The sequence below is a fragment of the Pseudomonas asplenii genome, from assembly GCF_900105475.1.
GTDB lineage: Bacteria > Pseudomonadota > Gammaproteobacteria > Pseudomonadales > Pseudomonadaceae > Aquipseudomonas > Aquipseudomonas asplenii.
The window spans coordinates 4,114,208-4,128,989 of the sequence record NZ_LT629777.1 but is presented as its reverse complement, the minus strand read 5'-3'; the positions used below and the strand labels follow the sequence as shown (position 1 = coordinate 4,128,989).

Sequence of the window (14,782 nt, the reverse complement as noted above, 5' to 3'; positions counted from 1 at the left end):
ATGTCCAGTCTCATTACCGAACGCCCTATCGCGCCGGCCTCGCTTGCAGCCGGCACGCTTCCTCCGTGTGCGCTGAGCGACCTGACCGGGCTGCCCCGGGTCGGCTTTCGAGGCACGCAGAGCGCGGCCTACCTGCAGGCCCGTGGGTTTACCCTGCCGGAGGCGCCCAACCGCGCCACTACCCAGGACGACGGCAGCCATGTGGCGCGCCTGTCACAGACCGAGTACCTGATCCTCGGCAGCCTGGCCGACCGTGGCGAGCGCATCGCCCAAGAGGAAGCGCGCTGGGAACTGGACCACAGCGCCAACTACCTGTTGCCACGCCAGGACAGTCACGCCTGGCTGCAGTTGAGTGGCGTGTGCATCGCCGAGGTCATGGCCAAGCTGTGTGGTGTCGACCTGCGCGCCCAGGCCTTTGCTCACGGCGCCGTGGCCCAGACGTCGGCGGCGCGGATCAACGTGATCGTGATCAACCTCGGCGGCAGCGCCCAGCCGACGTTCCAGATCCTTTGCGACCGCGCTTCGCTGGAGTACTTCAGGGAAGCCGTGCTCGATGCCATGGCCGAGTTCGACGGGCAACTGTTGCACCTGGAAACCTTGTAGCAAGCCTGCCCCGTGGGTGCCCGCACCCACGGGGGTCAGGAAAACTGCTGAGCGGGAAAGCGCCGCTCGCGGCAGCTCCTTTCAGTTCTCCCCCTCGGGAAACGGCAGGCTCAACAACCACTCACTGAACGCCACCAGCGAAGGCAGGTTCTGGTAGCGGTTGGCATACGCCAGGTAATAGCGCCTGCCGCTTTCCATCGGTTCAAACAGCACGACCAGGCTGCCGGCCTTGATCTCATCCTGCACCAGCACTCGCGGCACCAGGCCGATGCCAATCCCCGCCATCGCCGCCTGAATCAGGTGGCCGGTGAGTTCGAAGCTCGGGCCCTGGCGCATCAGGCGATGATCCAGGCCGTTGTGTTCGAACCAATCCGACCAGGCATTGGGGCGCGAGACGACATTGAGCAACGAATGGCTGGTGGCGATCTCGGCTGGCGTGGTCGAGCGGTACTCGGGCAAGGCCGAAGGGCTGGCGACCACCACCAACTCTTCACTCAATAACGGGTGGGACATGAACCCCGGCCATGAGCCGGAGCCGGCGTAGATGATCGCGTTCATTTCGCCGGCGGCGCTGGCCAGGTCGGCCTGGATGATCCGCGAATGGATGTGCACGACGATATCCGGGTGCTTGGCGTAGAAGTCATTCATGCGCGGCAGCAGCCACTTCGAGCCGAAGGTGGGCAGCACGCCCAGGTGCAACACGCCTTCCTGGGAGCGAAAGGCGATGGTCTTGAGGGTCGCGCTGCGAATCCGCCCCAAAGCCGCCGACAGCTCATGCTGATACAGAGCCCCGGCGGCCGTCAGTTCGATCCGCCGGCCGTCACGCTGAAACAGCTCGACGCCCAGCAACGCCTCCAAGGCCTGCACCTGCCGGCTGACCGCGCTCTGGGTCAGCAGCAGTTCGTCGGCAGCCTTGGTAAAGCTGCCATGCCGGGCCGCCGCTTCGAAGGCCACCAGGACCGACATGGAGGGAGTGAGGCGTCTGGGATTCATTCATAAAGCTCATGCAAAGGCTGCGTGTTTTACGTTTGCCAGGGGGGCGGCATCCACGAATAATCGAAACTATACCGTTTCGCCCGGATGCCGGCTCAGCCTTGAGCATACGTTAAGCGAATATAAAAACGAATCAGCCTGCAGGAACCGCCCCGAATGATCGCCCGCCTCGCCCCCGACCACGGCCAAACCGATGCCTATGCACGCTTTCTCAAACAATTGGGCAACGAAGGCTTTCAGGGGGAAATCGCTGGCGACCTGGGTTCGCGGACCGTGCTCGCCACGGACAACTCGATTTACCAGCGTTTGCCGCAGGCGGCCGTGTTTCCGAAAACCTACGCGGATGTCGAACTGGTGGCAAAACTCGCCGCCCATCCGCAGTACCGCTCCGTGGTGCTCACCCCGCGCGGCGGCGGCACCGGCACCAACGGCCAGTCGCTGACCGACGGCATCGTGGTCGACCTGTCCCGCCACCTGAACGGCATTCTCGAAATCAACGTCGAGGAGCGTTGGGTGCGGGTGCAGAGCGGTGTGGTCAAGGACCAACTGAATGCCGCGCTGAAACCCCATGGGCTGTTCTTCGCCCCCGAGCTGTCCACCTCGAACCGGGCCACCCTCGGCGGGATGATCAATACCGACGCCAGCGGCCAAGGCAGTTGCACCTACGGCAAGACCCGCGATCACGTGCTTGCGCTCTCCACCGTGCTGCTCGGTGGCCAGCGCCTCGACAGCCAACCCCTGGCTGCCGAACAGGCCGACCGCGAAGCGGCCCGGCAGGATCGGATCGGCAGCGTCTACCGCTGCACCCGCGACATCGCCGACCAGCAGGCACAACTGATCAAGGACACCTTCCCCCCGCTCAACCGCTGCCTGACCGGCTACGACCTCGCGCACCTGCGTGAAGCAGACGGCGGCTTCAACCTCAACAGCATCCTCTGCGGCTCCGAAGGTTCGCTGGGTTTCATCATCGAAGCCAAACTCAACGTGCTGCCCATTCCGCGCCACAGCATCCTGGTGAACGTGCAGTACACCGCGTTCATGGATGCGTTGCGCGACGCCAAGGCACTGATGGCGCTCAAGCCGCTGTCGATCGAGACCGTGGACTCCAAGGTGCTGCGACTGGCGATGCAGGACATCGTCTGGCATGGCGTTGCCGAGTACTTCCCGCCTATCCCCGGTCAGCAGACCCTGGGCATCAACCTGATCGAGTTCAGCGACGACGACCAGGAGAGCCTGGAGCAGCGCGTCCATGACTTCATCGAACACCTGAAGAGCGATACCAGCGTGGTGCGCCTGGGCCATACCCTGGCCGTCGGCAGCGAGGCGGTGACGCGCGTCTACACCATGCGCAAACGCTCGGTGGGCCTGCTCGGCAACGTACAGGGCGAGGCGCGGCCGCAGCCGTTCGTGGAAGACACCGCCGTGCCGCCGGAAAACCTCGCCGACTTCATCGCCGAGTTCCGCGCCCTGCTCGACTCGCACCAGCTCGAATACGGCATGTTCGGCCACGTCGACGCCGGTGTGCTGCACGTGCGGCCGATCCTCGACATGAAGGACCCGCGCCAGGCGGCGCTGATCCGGCCGATTTCCGATGGCGTGGCCGCGCTCACGCAAAAGTACGGTGGCTTGTTGTGGGGCGAGCATGGCAAGGGCCTGCGCTCCGAGTACTCCCCGGCCTACTTCGGCCCACTGTACCCGTCGCTGCAGGCGATCAAGGCGGCGTTCGATCCGTTCAACCAGCTCAACCCCGGCAAGATCGCCACGCCGTCGAGCGTCAGCGAAGCCACGCTGACCAAGGTCGACGAAGTCGTGCTGCGCGGCGAACTCGACCGGCAGATCGACGAGCGGGTCTGGCAGAGCTACCACACCGCCGCCCACTGCAACGGCAACGGTGCCTGCTACAACTTCGATCCGAATGACGCGATGTGCCCGTCGTGGAAAGCCACGCGCAACCGTATTCATTCGCCCAAGGGCCGTGCCTCGCTGGTGCGCGAATGGCTACGCCTGCAGGGCGCCCAGGGCGTCGACCTGCTGGGCAACGTGGCACAGCGTTTCACTGTCGGCAACCTGCTGACCAGGGTTCGTAATACCGTCGGCAAGCAGTTGGGCGAAAAAGACTTCTCCCACGAAGTGTATGAGGCGATGGCCGGCTGCCTGGCGTGCAAGTCCTGCGCGGGCCAGTGCCCGGTGAAGGTCAACGTGCCGGACTTCCGCTCGCGTTTCCTTGAGCTGTACCACCACCGCTACCTGCGCCCGCTGAAGGACTATGTGGTCGGCTCGCTGGAGTACAGCATTCCGTACATCGCCCGCTTCCCACGGCTGTACAACGCAATGATGAACGCCCGGCCGGTGAAGTTCCTGCTTGAGCACGTGGTCGGCATGGTCGACAGCCCGCTGCTGAGCCTGGTGGACTTTCACGCGGTTTGCGCACGCTGGAACGTGAAGGTGGCCACGGCGCACACGCTGTCGAAACTGAGTGAGGAACAGCGCCGCCGTAGCGTGATCATCGTTCAGGACGCCTTTACCCGCTACTTCGAGACGCCGCTGGCCGCCGAGTGGATCGAGCTGATTGCACGCCTGGGCTACGCCATCTACCTGGCACCCTTCGCGCCCAACGGCAAGCCGTTGCAGGTGCAGGGTTTCCTCGGTGCGTTCAAGAAGGCCGCGGCCCACAACGCCAAGGGCCTGAAGGCGCTGGAAGCCTATGGCATTCCGCTGGTGGGGCTCGACCCGGCGATGACCCTGGTCTACCGCCAGGAGTACGTCAAGACTCTGGAACAGGATGCCGCGCCGCGCGTGGTGCTGGCCCAGGAATGGCTGGCGAGCGCCCTGCCGACGCTACCGACGCCGGACGCGCCACAGACCTACCAATTTCTGCCGCACTGCACCGAGCGGACCAACGAGCCGGCGAGCGTCGAGCAATGGAAAAAGGTCTTCGACGGCTTTGGCCTGAAGTTGCAGGTACTGGCCAGCGGTTGCTGCGGCATGTCCGGTACCTATGGACATGAGACCCGTAACGTGAAGACCTCGCAGGTCATCTACGCACAATCCTGGCAACCGCTGGTGGAGCGCTACCAGCCCAGTGGCCGCTTGCTTGCCGATGGCTACTCCTGCCGCAGTCAGGTGAAACGCCAGGCCGGTGAGGTGGTGTTGCACCCGTTGCAGGTGCTGCTGGGTCAGCTTCGCGAACGCGGCAGCGTCGACGGACAGCCCGTCAACGGTTAAGCGATTCGACGGTTCACCCGTTCGGTGAGAGCCCCGCCTGGTCATTGACCCCGTGACGTTGCTCCAGATCGACAAGGAGAATGTCGTCATGAGCGATGCCACGGGTGAACGCGTCGCCGCCGGCAAGGCCCGCAGTCGGGCCGGCAAGCTCGTTCAAACGGCGACAGCCCGCTCGTGGGTGTATCGGCGAATCGAGGCCACCAGGCCGACCACCCCCAGGGAAAACACGCTGCTGACCAGCGTGACCGTATCTGCCAGGTCCCCCACCACCCACTGCGACGCGACCAGAGGCCCACAGGCACTGCCCAGCAGTTGCATGGCCGGGATCAGGATCGCCACCCGCCCGCTCGGATCCAGGCGCAGCGCCAGGCGGATCTGGAAGGGCGTGAGCGACAACCAGACAAAGCCGAACACCCCACAGAGCAACAGAAAGCCGAAGGCCCCACCCGGAATCGAGGCGTGCATGCCCAACCCGACAGCGGCCAACACCAGGGCCGCCATCGCCAGCATCGACAACTCCGGGATACGCCGCACCATCAGGGTGCCGAAGGCGCCACCCAGCACCTGCATGAACAGGGTGCCTGCGATCAGCCACTGGGCACCGGGCCCATCCAGGCCGACCGATTTGCCCAATGGCTCCAGATAGGCCCACAAGGCACCGATCGCACAGAGCTGGCCGAACACGATGAGCAGCAGCAACACCGGCCCCGTCGACCAGACAAACCCCGTGTCCCGGCCCTCTTCCAGGATCGCCGGTAACCGCTCAGGCTGCCAGCGCACCAGCATCAGCACGCCCAGGGTCAACACGGCGAGCAAGACAAATCCGCCCGCAATGCCGAGCCGCGGCAGGACGGTGAATGCCAACAACGCGGCAATGGCCGCCTGGGCCAGGGTCTGCAACAGCATGAACAGGCCCGATAGGCGATCCGGGTCGGCGGCCCGCAGCAGCAGGCTGACCGCGCCCCACACCAGCACGCCCTGGGCGAACCCGGCCAGGGTGCGCACCGCCATCAGCGAACCGTCGTTCATGGCCTGCAGCGTGGCGACGTCCATGCAGACGGCAACCAGGGCCGCCACGACCATCAACAGGCGAAAGCGCACCCGCGATTGCAGGATATCGCCGAGGACGACACCCAGGCCCAGGGACACGATCTCGCCCATGGCGACGATACCGACCCCCTCCATCGACAGGCGACCCGCCGCCAGCAACTCCCCCAGCAGCAATGGCTGCAGACCAATCATCAGTGTGCCGATCGAGCCCAGGGCAAGGGCTGCAATCACATGGCTACGGCCAAACGTAGAGGTGGCTTTCATTCTTGTTATCCCCCTGGACGACTCAATAACCACGGATTTCCTGAGGCAACTGTCCGCTGGCATAGGCTTGTGCGGCCCTCTTCTCGTCCTTGAGCAAACGGCCGTTGGCAATGAAATCGATCAGCCAGGGCAACTGGCTGATGCGCTTCCCGGTTGCCTTGGCCAAGGTATAGGCCTTGGCGCACTTTTCGAACAGTTCGGCGTTGAGCGCCATGCGCGCGGAGGTGGTGCCCAGGCATACGGGAATCCCCCGAATCAGCAGGCTGTTGCCCCCGGCCTTCAGGGTACGCGGCAATTCCCGCTCGTGCCCGGCCGGTGGTCCCATATGCCCCAGGTGGCGGGCCTGTTCGTCGAAGAGCACCGGCAATTGCCCACCGAAGCCGGCCAGGCAGAAACCAAACGTGCCGCCACCCATCAGGATCGCCCCCACATCGGGACGCGCGCGGTAGATCGCGGCATGCGTGACCACCTGGGCGTCATCGCCCGCCGGGGCCTGCCAGTCGAACGTCTGCGGGTCGCCCTTGAGCACCCGGCCCACCAGCATCGAGCGGCCGCCCGGTACCCGAATCGAAAAGCTGGCGTCAGGTTCGACGACCTGGTTCGCCAGGCGCTGGCGCAGATCCAGCCATTGTTGCCGTATGACCGTATTCATGAGCCGCCCCCTTACACCAGTTGAAAAACGTTATCGAAACGTTCGAGCGCGTCGTCGATCACCGCGTCGGTATCGGCCAGGCTGGTGTAGATCCGGCTACCGGCCAGGGTGATCAGACCATGTGCGGTGTAAGCGGCGCCCATCTCCTCCATCATGTGTTTGCGGCTTTTCGCCTCGTGGCGGGCCCGCAGCAACTTGATCGGGTTACTGGTATCGAGCAGCAGGACCCCGGAAGTCTGCAAGTGCACGATGGAGCCGATGTTATAGGCGACATAGGGCAGACCTCGGCGCGCGATGATCTCTTCCAGGCCCGCCCGCAGCCGGTCGCCCGCCCGGCCCGCGACACCCGCCGCATCCAGTTTCTGCGCCTCGCGCAAGGCGTAGTAACCCGCCAAGCAAGACAGCGGGTTGGCGGACAAGGTACCACCGACGAAAGCACGCCTGGCGGAGGTGCCGATACCGCCCGCCAACAGTTCCATCACGTCACGGCGCCCACCGATGGCACCGGCCATGGGGTAGCCTCCGGTCAGGCATTTGCCGAGGACGGTGATGTCCGGCATGACATTGAAGTAAGCCTGTGCGCCGCCCATGCCCGCACGGAACCCGGTCACCACCTCGTCGAAAACCAGCAGCGTGTCGAACTCATCGCAGAGCTTGCGCAACTGCCGGTTGAAATCCGGGTGAACGGGACGCGTACCACTTTCAGGGCCGAACGGCTCGACGATGATCGCCGCAGTGCCGCCGCGCAACCGATTGATCAGCAACCGTCGCCGCAGGGCTTCAAGGTTGTTCGGTGGACTCTCCTGGGTGCAACCGGTGGCTCCCCGGGGAATGCCGACCGCTTCCAGCCGCCCCGTTCCAGGCAGGCGCATCCCGTACACCAGTTGGTCACTCCAACCGTGATAGGCCCCGCCTACCTTGATCACCCACTTCTTGCCGGTGTAGGCACGGGCCAGGCGGATGGCCGCCATCACCGCTTCGGTCCCGGAACCGAGCAGACGCACCATGTCCACCCCAGGCATGACCTCGCAGACCAGTTGCGCCAGCTTGACCTCGTACTCGTGCAGCAAGCCGGTCACCGGGCCGCATTCATCGAGAATGCGATTGACCTGCTCGCGAATGGCCGGGTGATTGGAGCCCAGCAAGGTCGGGCCACCGGCCTGGAGGAAATCGATGTAGCGGTTTCCATCGACGTCGGTCAGGTACGCGCCCTTGGCCTGCGCAATAGCCAGTGCAAACGGATGGTTGAACGCCAGGTTGTGCTGCACACCGCCCGGGATCACCGTTTTCGCCAGGTCGGCCAGGTGCCTCGAACCTTGGCAACGCTCATCGAAGTAGGCCATCACCCGGTTGAGCGCATCCCGGCGAATCGGCCGGATCGGTTGTTTGACCAGCGCGTCGAAGCGTTGATACAGACTCTCGACGTCCGGCCAGGATGAGATCGCCGCAGACGCGGCAGGACAGGGTTCAGGCGCGGAAAATACTTGATTCATGGTTGCCTCTACGGACGGTTGAATGAAGGGACCGAGGAAGACGATTCCAGCAGTGCCTCGATCAGGGGCAGCGACGCCGAACGCAGGCCCGGTTGCTCTTGCAGACGCGCGTGGATGTGGTCGAGCAGGTATTGGCGACAGAAGTCTTCGAGCCCCTCCAGGCGCTCAAGCGTTGTTCCAATGTCCGGGCCACAGCAGAGCACGCCGTGATTGCGCATCAGATAGCCGTTGAGGTCGGGACGGATCGCCCGCTCCAGCTTGCTGGCCAGCCAACGGCTGCCGGACGGCGCATACCCCACGATGGGGATTCGCGCCCCGAGCAATTGCCGCGTGGGCGCACGATCCACGACCAGCGCCTCGCCAAACAACGTGCAGGCACTCGCCAGCGGCTGATGGGTATGAATGGTGCATTGCACATCGGCGCGTCGACGCAGCACCCGGGCATGCAGGCTGCTCTCGACCGAGGGGGTTCCCTCACCGGCGACCTTGTGCAGATCCCTGAGGCGAACGATGCACACATCCTTGGCCTGCATGCTGTGGTAATCGACGGCCGACGGCGTGACCGCCATGAACTCGGCGTCGATACGCAGCGCCAGGTTGCCACCGGTCGCGGCAAAAAATCCGAGTCGTGAAAGATGCTGGGACAGCTCCACGACCTGCTGTTGAAAGAGGCTCATCAGTTGTTCTCCGCAGGGTTGAGGCGGCGGTACAGCGGCGCCAGGCGCTTCTGCACTTCCTGGAAGGTGGCAAAACGGTCGTCGTACAGTCCCTTGAGGTGGCGGGACGGCTCATAGGTGCGGTGCGGCCGCTGCAGGCCGGCGATGTCGTCGAACGTCAAGGCGCCCAGGCCCACGGCGGCGATGAAGGCAGAACCCCGGGCGTTGGTCTGGATCGGATGGTCGGGCTGATGAATGCGATGGCCGGTGATATCGGCCATGATCTGGCACCACAAATCGGATTGGGCGCCGCCGCCCACCGCCGTGATGGCCTCGTCGGAGCGCCCGAGAAAGCGTCCGAACGGCTCCAGCATCCAGCGGGTATTGAGGGCGATACCCTCGAGAAAGGCACGAATGATGTCTTCGCGCGAATGCTCCAGTTTCAGGTTGAACAATCCGGCCCGCAGGCTCGGATCATCGACTGGAGAGCGCTCGCCACACAGCCAGGGCATATAGATCAGCCCACGGGCTCCCGCCGGTACCCGGGAGGCGATGCGGTCCAGCAACTCATAGACATCCGGATGCTGTTCATCGCTGAGCAACTCGTCAGGGTGATAGATGATCCGGTCGCGCAGAAACGACAGGTTCGCCCCTGCAGCCGTCTGCATGGCCAGCGCCAGGTAGCGCCCGCTGATGGCACTGGGCACCGCGGCCATGTGGTTGCGCACGCTGGACTTCTTGAAGGGAACGTGCGCGCCGACCCAGGAAGAAGTCCCCAGGTAGAGATGCGTGCAATAGTCGCTGACCGCCGCCCCCACCGCCACCGCCGAAGTGTCCGTAGCGCCCGCCACCACACGGGTATCGGGCGACAATCCGAGGGCACTCGACAGGTCCGGCAACAGCGGGCCCAGCACTTGCGTGGAACTCACCAGTTCGGGAAGCTTTTGCACATCGATTCCCAGCCCGTCGACCAGGCCCTGGTCATATCGGATGTGCCGCGAGTCACGGTTGTCGGTCACCCAGGCCGTCAACATCGAGTCGCCGGTTGCACAGAAGCGCCCGGTCAGTTTCAGGTTCATGTAGTCGAGCACATTGAGGAACTTGTACGTTCGGCGATAACGCTCGGGTTCGTGGTCGCAGATAAAGGCGATGTGCCCCGCCGAGTCCTTGCCGGACAGCGAGGGGGCGCCGCCGGTAAGGCGCAGCGAGCGCCACAGTTTCAGCGGTGAGTAACCGCCCAGGTTGAACCGCCCACCGCCAATACGGCGCTTGACCGCGGCTGCACCCCGCATGTCCAGCCACAGCATGGCATTGCCGATGGCCTGCCCCGAGCGATCCACACAGACGGTCCCCTCGCTCTGGGTGGAGCAACACACGGCGACCACCTGCCGACGCCGGGCCGGATCCGCCTGCAGCAGCTCGCTTGCGCCCTTGAGAAACGCCGTCCACCAGTCGTCCGGATGCTGCTCGGCACTGACCCCGTTGATGTGCAGGGGCACGCTGTTGAAGACCCAGGCATGCACCTGACCATCCAGAGACACCAGGGCGCATTTGCACCCGGATGTGCCCAGATCCACCGCCAGGACGAGTTGCTCCAGCCCGGCGGCCACCGAAGGCGCCCGGGATACGAAAAATGCAGTCATGGCAACTACTCAGAAGAGACGGGAAACCGAAAAGACCCAGCGACTGTCATCGGTGGAGCGCACATGGTCACCGTCCTGGACCTCGTACAGCTCACGCGCCCGCGTATGCGGCGAGACCCAGTCGACGCCCCAGTCGAAACCCCAGTGCCGATGCGTCAGCCCTACCCCGTAGTCGGAAAAATTGGCCTCGGAGAAATTGGCGATCTGCTGGTAGCCGGCATGCAGCTTCAACTGCGTGTTGTGCGCCAGGGAGTACTTGTAATCGAGGTCATAGAGCGTGCTGCCTCGGGAGTTCTTTTCCCCCCTGGCATAACACTCCAGCGCCTTGGTCGGGTCATTGCTGTACTGCAGCATCGCTCCGCAGACACCGCCGGTGTTCGCTCCCCGATAGGTTTTGGAGAGCACCTGGGCGATGCGCCCTTCCAGCGCGCCATACCCCACCTCGAGCACCGCGAACTGGGAGTTGTAGTTGGTGCTGTGTTCGTCAGTCGGCGTGAAGGTGTCGAAGTCGAAACGATTGGGTGCCTTGAACTGCGCGCCGGGAAACATCTCACTGGCCAGACCCACGCCGAAATGCCAGACATCCGGATTGCCGAAGCGATAGCCACCGGCGAGCAACACGCCAGCGCCGTCACCGCCGAGAAACTGCTTCTTGCTGACGGTGGTGAACTCGGCCAACGCCACCAATCCACTCTCGTGAGCGATCTGGACCGTGACCTTGGCCCCGGGCCGATTCAACGAGTCGGAAACGCCGCGCGTACGGTTGTCCGAGGCGAGACGCGCGGTGACATCGATCGCATAACTGGCGGTTGTATCCTCATCCGCCACCGCGAACGCCGGGCTGAGCAGCGGTAGCAGAATCACCGCCAGGGAGTAATGAACATGAGCTTTGCACATAGGATTCTCCTCCTGACCGGGCCGGGTTTACGCAGGGCAGACCGGGGTGGTCGGGAATGTTTCCACGCGCTTGAGGACCTCGGTCTTGCCGAGGATCTCGGTACCGACGAACGCTCTGATATTGAGCAGACCGTCCTTGAGGCGAACGACGCCTTTGTACTTCTTGTGATCACGCGGGTCGTAGACCCAGCCATCACGCCAGGCATCACTGTCGTAGCGGGACATCTGCAGGACATGGGTACCGCAATCGCTGGCAACGGAGGACGCATCCTTGACCCACACCACCTCGCCACACAACATCGATGGCCCCGTCGGACAATCCGCCAGCCGGATGACCGCATCTTCATCCTCGGTGAGCCACAGCCCTTTTGCCTCGGTGGGGCCCTGGGCCGCATAGCCGCTAGCGCAGAGCAATCCAACCAGAGAGAACACAACGCCTTGTCTTAGATTCATCGCTTCACCCTTTCATTGATTTTTTTGTTCTACAGAAAAGGCAGTCACACACCGCATCGATCAGTTATGATAGTGATGACTACACGATAGTTATAGCTACCATTTTCAACAAAAACAAGCTTTCAATAGTCTTCGCTATCTTTATCTGCTTTTTGCCTGAAGGGACCCCATGGCCAAGTCCACCCCAACGCCCGCCTCGTCCACGACTGCGGGTACCACACTCGAAGCGAAAAAACGCCCCGCCCAGCAACGCGCGACCGAAACCTATGAGCGGATCCTGGACGCGACCTCAAAGATTCTCACCGAGGTCGGCATCGAGCGGCTGTCGACCAACCAGGTGTGCGCGCGGGCGGGGCTGACCCCGCCGGCGCTGTATCGTTACTTTCCCAACAAGTTCGCCCTGCTCAGCGTGCTGGGACAGCGTTTGCTGGAGCGCCAGAACGCCTGCATCGCTCAATGGATAACCCCGCAGGTTCTGACGGGCACGGCCCTTGATCTGGAAACGGCCTTGAGTGGGCTGATCCTCAATACCTACGAGGTGACGCGTGAGACCGAAGGTGGCATGTGGACCCTCAAGGCCTTGCGCGCCGTGCCAGTGCTCGAACATGTACGACTGGACTCCCATCGCCGTATGGCGCGCGAGCAGGTCGACGCGATGATGCTGCTGTTCCCACATGTCGAACGTGAAACGCTGGACGCTGCCATCCGCCTCACGGTGGAAATGATCCACGCGACGGTGGAGATGCTGTTCGACGAAAACATGGACGCGGCGAAGGTCAGCGCAATGATGGCGGCGATGATCGCCAGTCAGTTGGAGCGGATTCGGTGATCACGACGGGCCTGCTCGACTGACTGGCGGCAATAGGGAACATCGTGATTGAGTGAAGGGCTATGGCACACTCTCCCCAACTTCACCCTTCGGAGACTACTGTGCTGCGTACCTTTGAACGATGGCTCGACCCCTTCCCGCCCGACGAGACACCGCCGCCGCCCATGGGCCTGATACGGTTCCTGTGGGCGTGCACACGCGGCGCCCGCGGCTACATCCTCGCCCTGGCGCTGCTGAGTGCCGGCGTGTCGATTTACGAAGCCTGGCTGTTTTCCTTTCTCGGGCAGGTGGTCGACCTGCTGTCCAACTGGAAAGCTGGCGGTGGCGTGAGCGCAGAGGAAAGCCATGTGCTGTGGGGCATCGGTATTGTCCTGCTGATCAGCATCGGGCTGGTGGCACTGCGCACGCTGATGCAGCACCAGGTCTTGGCAATCAATCTGCCGCTGCGCTTGCGCTGGGACTTCCATCGCCTGATGTTGCGCCAAAGCCTGTCGTTCTTTTCCGATGAGTTCTCTGGTCGGGTCACGACCAAGGTGATGCAAACGGCGCTGGCCGTGCGCGAGGTGCTGTTCACCCTCATCGAAATCCTCCCCGGCATCGGCGTGTATTTCATTGCGATCATCGCCCTGGCCGGCGGCTTCGCCCTGAAGCTGATGCTGCCTTTTGTGGCCTGGATCGCCCTGTTCGGGCTGGCCATGCTGTACTTCGTCCCACGCCTGGGGCAGGTCGGCCAGGAACAGGCTAACGCTCGCTCGTCGATGACCGGACGGGTCTCGGACGCGTACACCAACATCACCACCGTGAAGTTGTTTTCGCACTCCAAACGCGAGGCGCAATTCGCCCGCGCCGCGATGGAGGACTTCAAGGAGACCGGCTTTCGCCAGATGCGCCTGGTCAGCCAGTTCGAGATCGTCAATCAGGCGCTGGTGGTCGTGCTGATCCTCGGCGCCGGGGGTTATGCGCTGTGGCTCTGGCATCAAGGCGAGATCGGTACCGGGGCCGTGGCGGCGATTACCGCGATGGCCTTGCGGGTCAATGGCATGTCGCACTGGATCATGTGGCAGATGACGTCGCTGTTCGAGAACATCGGCACCGTCCAGGATGGCATGCTCACCCTGACCCGCGGCCCCAAGGTGCAGGACGCGCCGAACGCGGGCGAACTGGTGACTGCGGGCGGCGCGGTGACGTTCGATAACGTCAGCTTCAACTACAACGGTGAACGCCAGGTGCTCGATGGCCTGAACCTGCAGATCCGTCCGGGCGAAAAAATCGGCCTGGTCGGCCGTTCCGGTGCGGGGAAATCCACCCTGATCAACCTGCTGCTGCGTTTCTATGACGTCGACAAGGGCGAGATTCGCATCGATGGACAAAACATCGCCCAGGTCACGCAAGACAGCCTGCGCAGTTCCATCGGCATGGTCACTCAGGATACCTCGCTGTTGCACCGCTCCATCCGCGACAACATTGCCTACGGCCGCCCCGATGCGACCGACGCGCAAATTCGCGACGCGGCGGCGCATGCCCAGGCCGATGGGTTCATCCACCAGTTGAGCGACCGACAAGGCCATACCGGCTACGACACGCTCGTCGGTGAGCGGGGTATCAAGCTGTCCGGCGGACAGCGCCAACGCATCGCCATTGCCCGGGTAATGCTCAAGAACGCGCCGATCCTGCTGCTCGACGAGGCCACCAGTGCGCTGGATTCGGAAGTGGAAGTCGCCATCCAGGAAAGCCTCGATAGCATGATGGAGGGCAAGACCGTCATCGCCATCGCCCATCGACTGTCGACGATCGCCGCCATGGATCGACTGATTGTCATGGATGAAGGACGCATCATCGAGCAGGGTACCCACAGCGAACTGCTGGCCAGAAACGGTACCTATGCCCGGCTTTGGCAGCACCAGAGCGGTGGATTCCTGGGTGAGGATCAGGGGGTGCTGGAGGCGTTGGAGTAGAGTGGTGAGCGGGCTTGCAGGATCGCCGCGTTGGGGCGCAGAGCGCCCCACCTCAGGCCGCGCCACTGG

The 14,782-nt window shown here is 63.5% G+C and carries 12 protein-coding genes; 4 read left to right on the top strand and 8 right to left on the bottom strand.

The features are described from left to right. Nucleotides 1-603, top strand: coding sequence for a sarcosine oxidase subunit gamma (locus BLU37_RS19035; protein ID WP_172833035.1), 603 nt, complete (start codon nucleotides 1-3; stop codon nucleotides 601-603). Between the two features lie 81 nt (nucleotides 604-684). Here the strand turns inward: BLU37_RS19035 and BLU37_RS19030 are convergent, their stop codons facing one another. Beyond that, nucleotides 685-1,596: a LysR substrate-binding domain-containing protein gene (locus tag BLU37_RS19030; protein WP_026007467.1), complete on the bottom strand. Its 912-nt coding sequence runs from the start codon at nucleotides 1,594-1,596 to the stop codon at nucleotides 685-687. Nucleotides 1,597-1,752: 156 nt separating this feature from the next. On the opposite strand from BLU37_RS19030, the gene ydiJ reads away from it, so the two are divergent. After that, complete coding sequence (gene ydiJ / locus BLU37_RS19025) at nucleotides 1,753-4,821, top strand: D-2-hydroxyglutarate dehydrogenase YdiJ (protein ID WP_090207596.1); 3,069 nt, start codon at nucleotides 1,753-1,755, stop codon at nucleotides 4,819-4,821. 153 nt (nucleotides 4,822-4,974) lie between these two features. On the opposite strand, the gene BLU37_RS19020 is transcribed toward ydiJ, so the two are convergent. The 7 genes from BLU37_RS19020 to BLU37_RS18990 are packed head-to-tail and all read right to left on the bottom strand — an operon-like array spanning nucleotide 4,975 to nucleotide 11,929. Continuing rightward, complete coding sequence (locus BLU37_RS19020; protein WP_090207594.1) at nucleotides 4,975-6,135, bottom strand: hypothetical protein; 1,161 nt, start codon at nucleotides 6,133-6,135, stop codon at nucleotides 4,975-4,977. Between the two features lie 22 nt (nucleotides 6,136-6,157). Continuing rightward, entirely contained in the window at nucleotides 6,158-6,787 is a 630-nt protein-coding gene (locus tag BLU37_RS19015) for a hypothetical protein (protein WP_010452998.1), read from the bottom strand. Nucleotides 6,788-6,798: 11 nt separating this feature from the next. After that, nucleotides 6,799-8,280, bottom strand: a complete 1,482-nt coding sequence (locus BLU37_RS19010; protein ID WP_090207592.1) for an aspartate aminotransferase family protein — start codon at nucleotides 8,278-8,280, stop codon at nucleotides 6,799-6,801. Between the two features lie 8 nt (nucleotides 8,281-8,288). Further along, nucleotides 8,289-8,957, bottom strand: a complete 669-nt coding sequence (locus BLU37_RS19005; protein WP_090207589.1) for a class II aldolase/adducin family protein — start codon at nucleotides 8,955-8,957, stop codon at nucleotides 8,289-8,291. Beyond that, nucleotides 8,957-10,579 carry a xylulokinase gene (locus BLU37_RS19000; RefSeq protein ID WP_090207586.1) on the bottom strand — a complete coding sequence of 541 codons (1,623 nt, stop codon included), beginning with the start codon at nucleotides 10,577-10,579 and terminating at the stop codon, nucleotides 8,957-8,959. Before BLU37_RS19000 ends, BLU37_RS19005 begins: the two co-directional genes overlap by 1 nt. A 9-nt stretch (nucleotides 10,580-10,588) precedes the next feature. Next, complete coding sequence (locus BLU37_RS18995) at nucleotides 10,589-11,476, bottom strand: TorF family putative porin (protein WP_090207583.1); 888 nt, start codon at nucleotides 11,474-11,476, stop codon at nucleotides 10,589-10,591. 27 nt (nucleotides 11,477-11,503) lie between these two features. Then, a complete protein-coding gene (locus BLU37_RS18990; protein WP_026007470.1) occupies nucleotides 11,504-11,929 on the bottom strand; it encodes a DUF2147 domain-containing protein in 426 nt (141 codons plus the stop codon). 169 nt (nucleotides 11,930-12,098) lie between these two features. Here BLU37_RS18990 and BLU37_RS18985 point away from each other — a divergent pair, with 169 nt between their 5' ends. Together BLU37_RS18985 and BLU37_RS18980 are read left to right on the top strand one after the other, a co-directional pair. Beyond that, nucleotides 12,099-12,758, top strand: a complete 660-nt coding sequence (locus BLU37_RS18985) for a TetR/AcrR family transcriptional regulator (RefSeq protein ID WP_010452988.1) — start codon at nucleotides 12,099-12,101, stop codon at nucleotides 12,756-12,758. A gap of 101 nt (nucleotides 12,759-12,859) precedes the next feature. Beyond that, on the top strand, nucleotides 12,860-14,713 hold the full coding sequence (locus BLU37_RS18980; RefSeq protein ID WP_090207580.1) for an ABC transporter ATP-binding protein: 1,854 nt from the start codon (nucleotides 12,860-12,862) through the stop codon (nucleotides 14,711-14,713). Nucleotides 14,714-14,782 lie beyond the last annotated feature (69 nt).

Bases quoted from the DNA above. Each gene is read 5' to 3' on its own strand.
- BLU37_RS19035 (WP_172833035.1), top strand. From the start codon at position 1: ATGTCCAGTCTCATTACCGAACGCCCTATCGCGCCGGCCTCGCTTGCA.
- BLU37_RS19030 (WP_026007467.1), bottom strand. From the start codon at position 1,596: ATGAATCCCAGACGCCTCACTCCCTCCATGTCGGTCCTGGTGGCCTTC.
- ydiJ (WP_090207596.1), top strand. From the start codon at position 1,753: ATGATCGCCCGCCTCGCCCCCGACCACGGCCAAACCGATGCCTATGCA.
- BLU37_RS19020 (WP_090207594.1), bottom strand. From the start codon at position 6,135: ATGAAAGCCACCTCTACGTTTGGCCGTAGCCATGTGATTGCAGCCCTT.
- BLU37_RS19015 (WP_010452998.1), bottom strand. From the start codon at position 6,787: ATGAATACGGTCATACGGCAACAATGGCTGGATCTGCGCCAGCGCCTG.
- BLU37_RS19010 (WP_090207592.1), bottom strand. From the start codon at position 8,280: ATGAATCAAGTATTTTCCGCGCCTGAACCCTGTCCTGCCGCGTCTGCG.
- BLU37_RS19005 (WP_090207589.1), bottom strand. From the start codon at position 8,957: ATGAGCCTCTTTCAACAGCAGGTCGTGGAGCTGTCCCAGCATCTTTCA.
- BLU37_RS19000 (WP_090207586.1), bottom strand. From the start codon at position 10,579: ATGACTGCATTTTTCGTATCCCGGGCGCCTTCGGTGGCCGCCGGGCTG.
- BLU37_RS18995 (WP_090207583.1), bottom strand. From the start codon at position 11,476: ATGTGCAAAGCTCATGTTCATTACTCCCTGGCGGTGATTCTGCTACCG.
- BLU37_RS18990 (WP_026007470.1), bottom strand. From the start codon at position 11,929: ATGAATCTAAGACAAGGCGTTGTGTTCTCTCTGGTTGGATTGCTCTGC.
- BLU37_RS18985 (WP_010452988.1), top strand. From the start codon at position 12,099: ATGGCCAAGTCCACCCCAACGCCCGCCTCGTCCACGACTGCGGGTACC.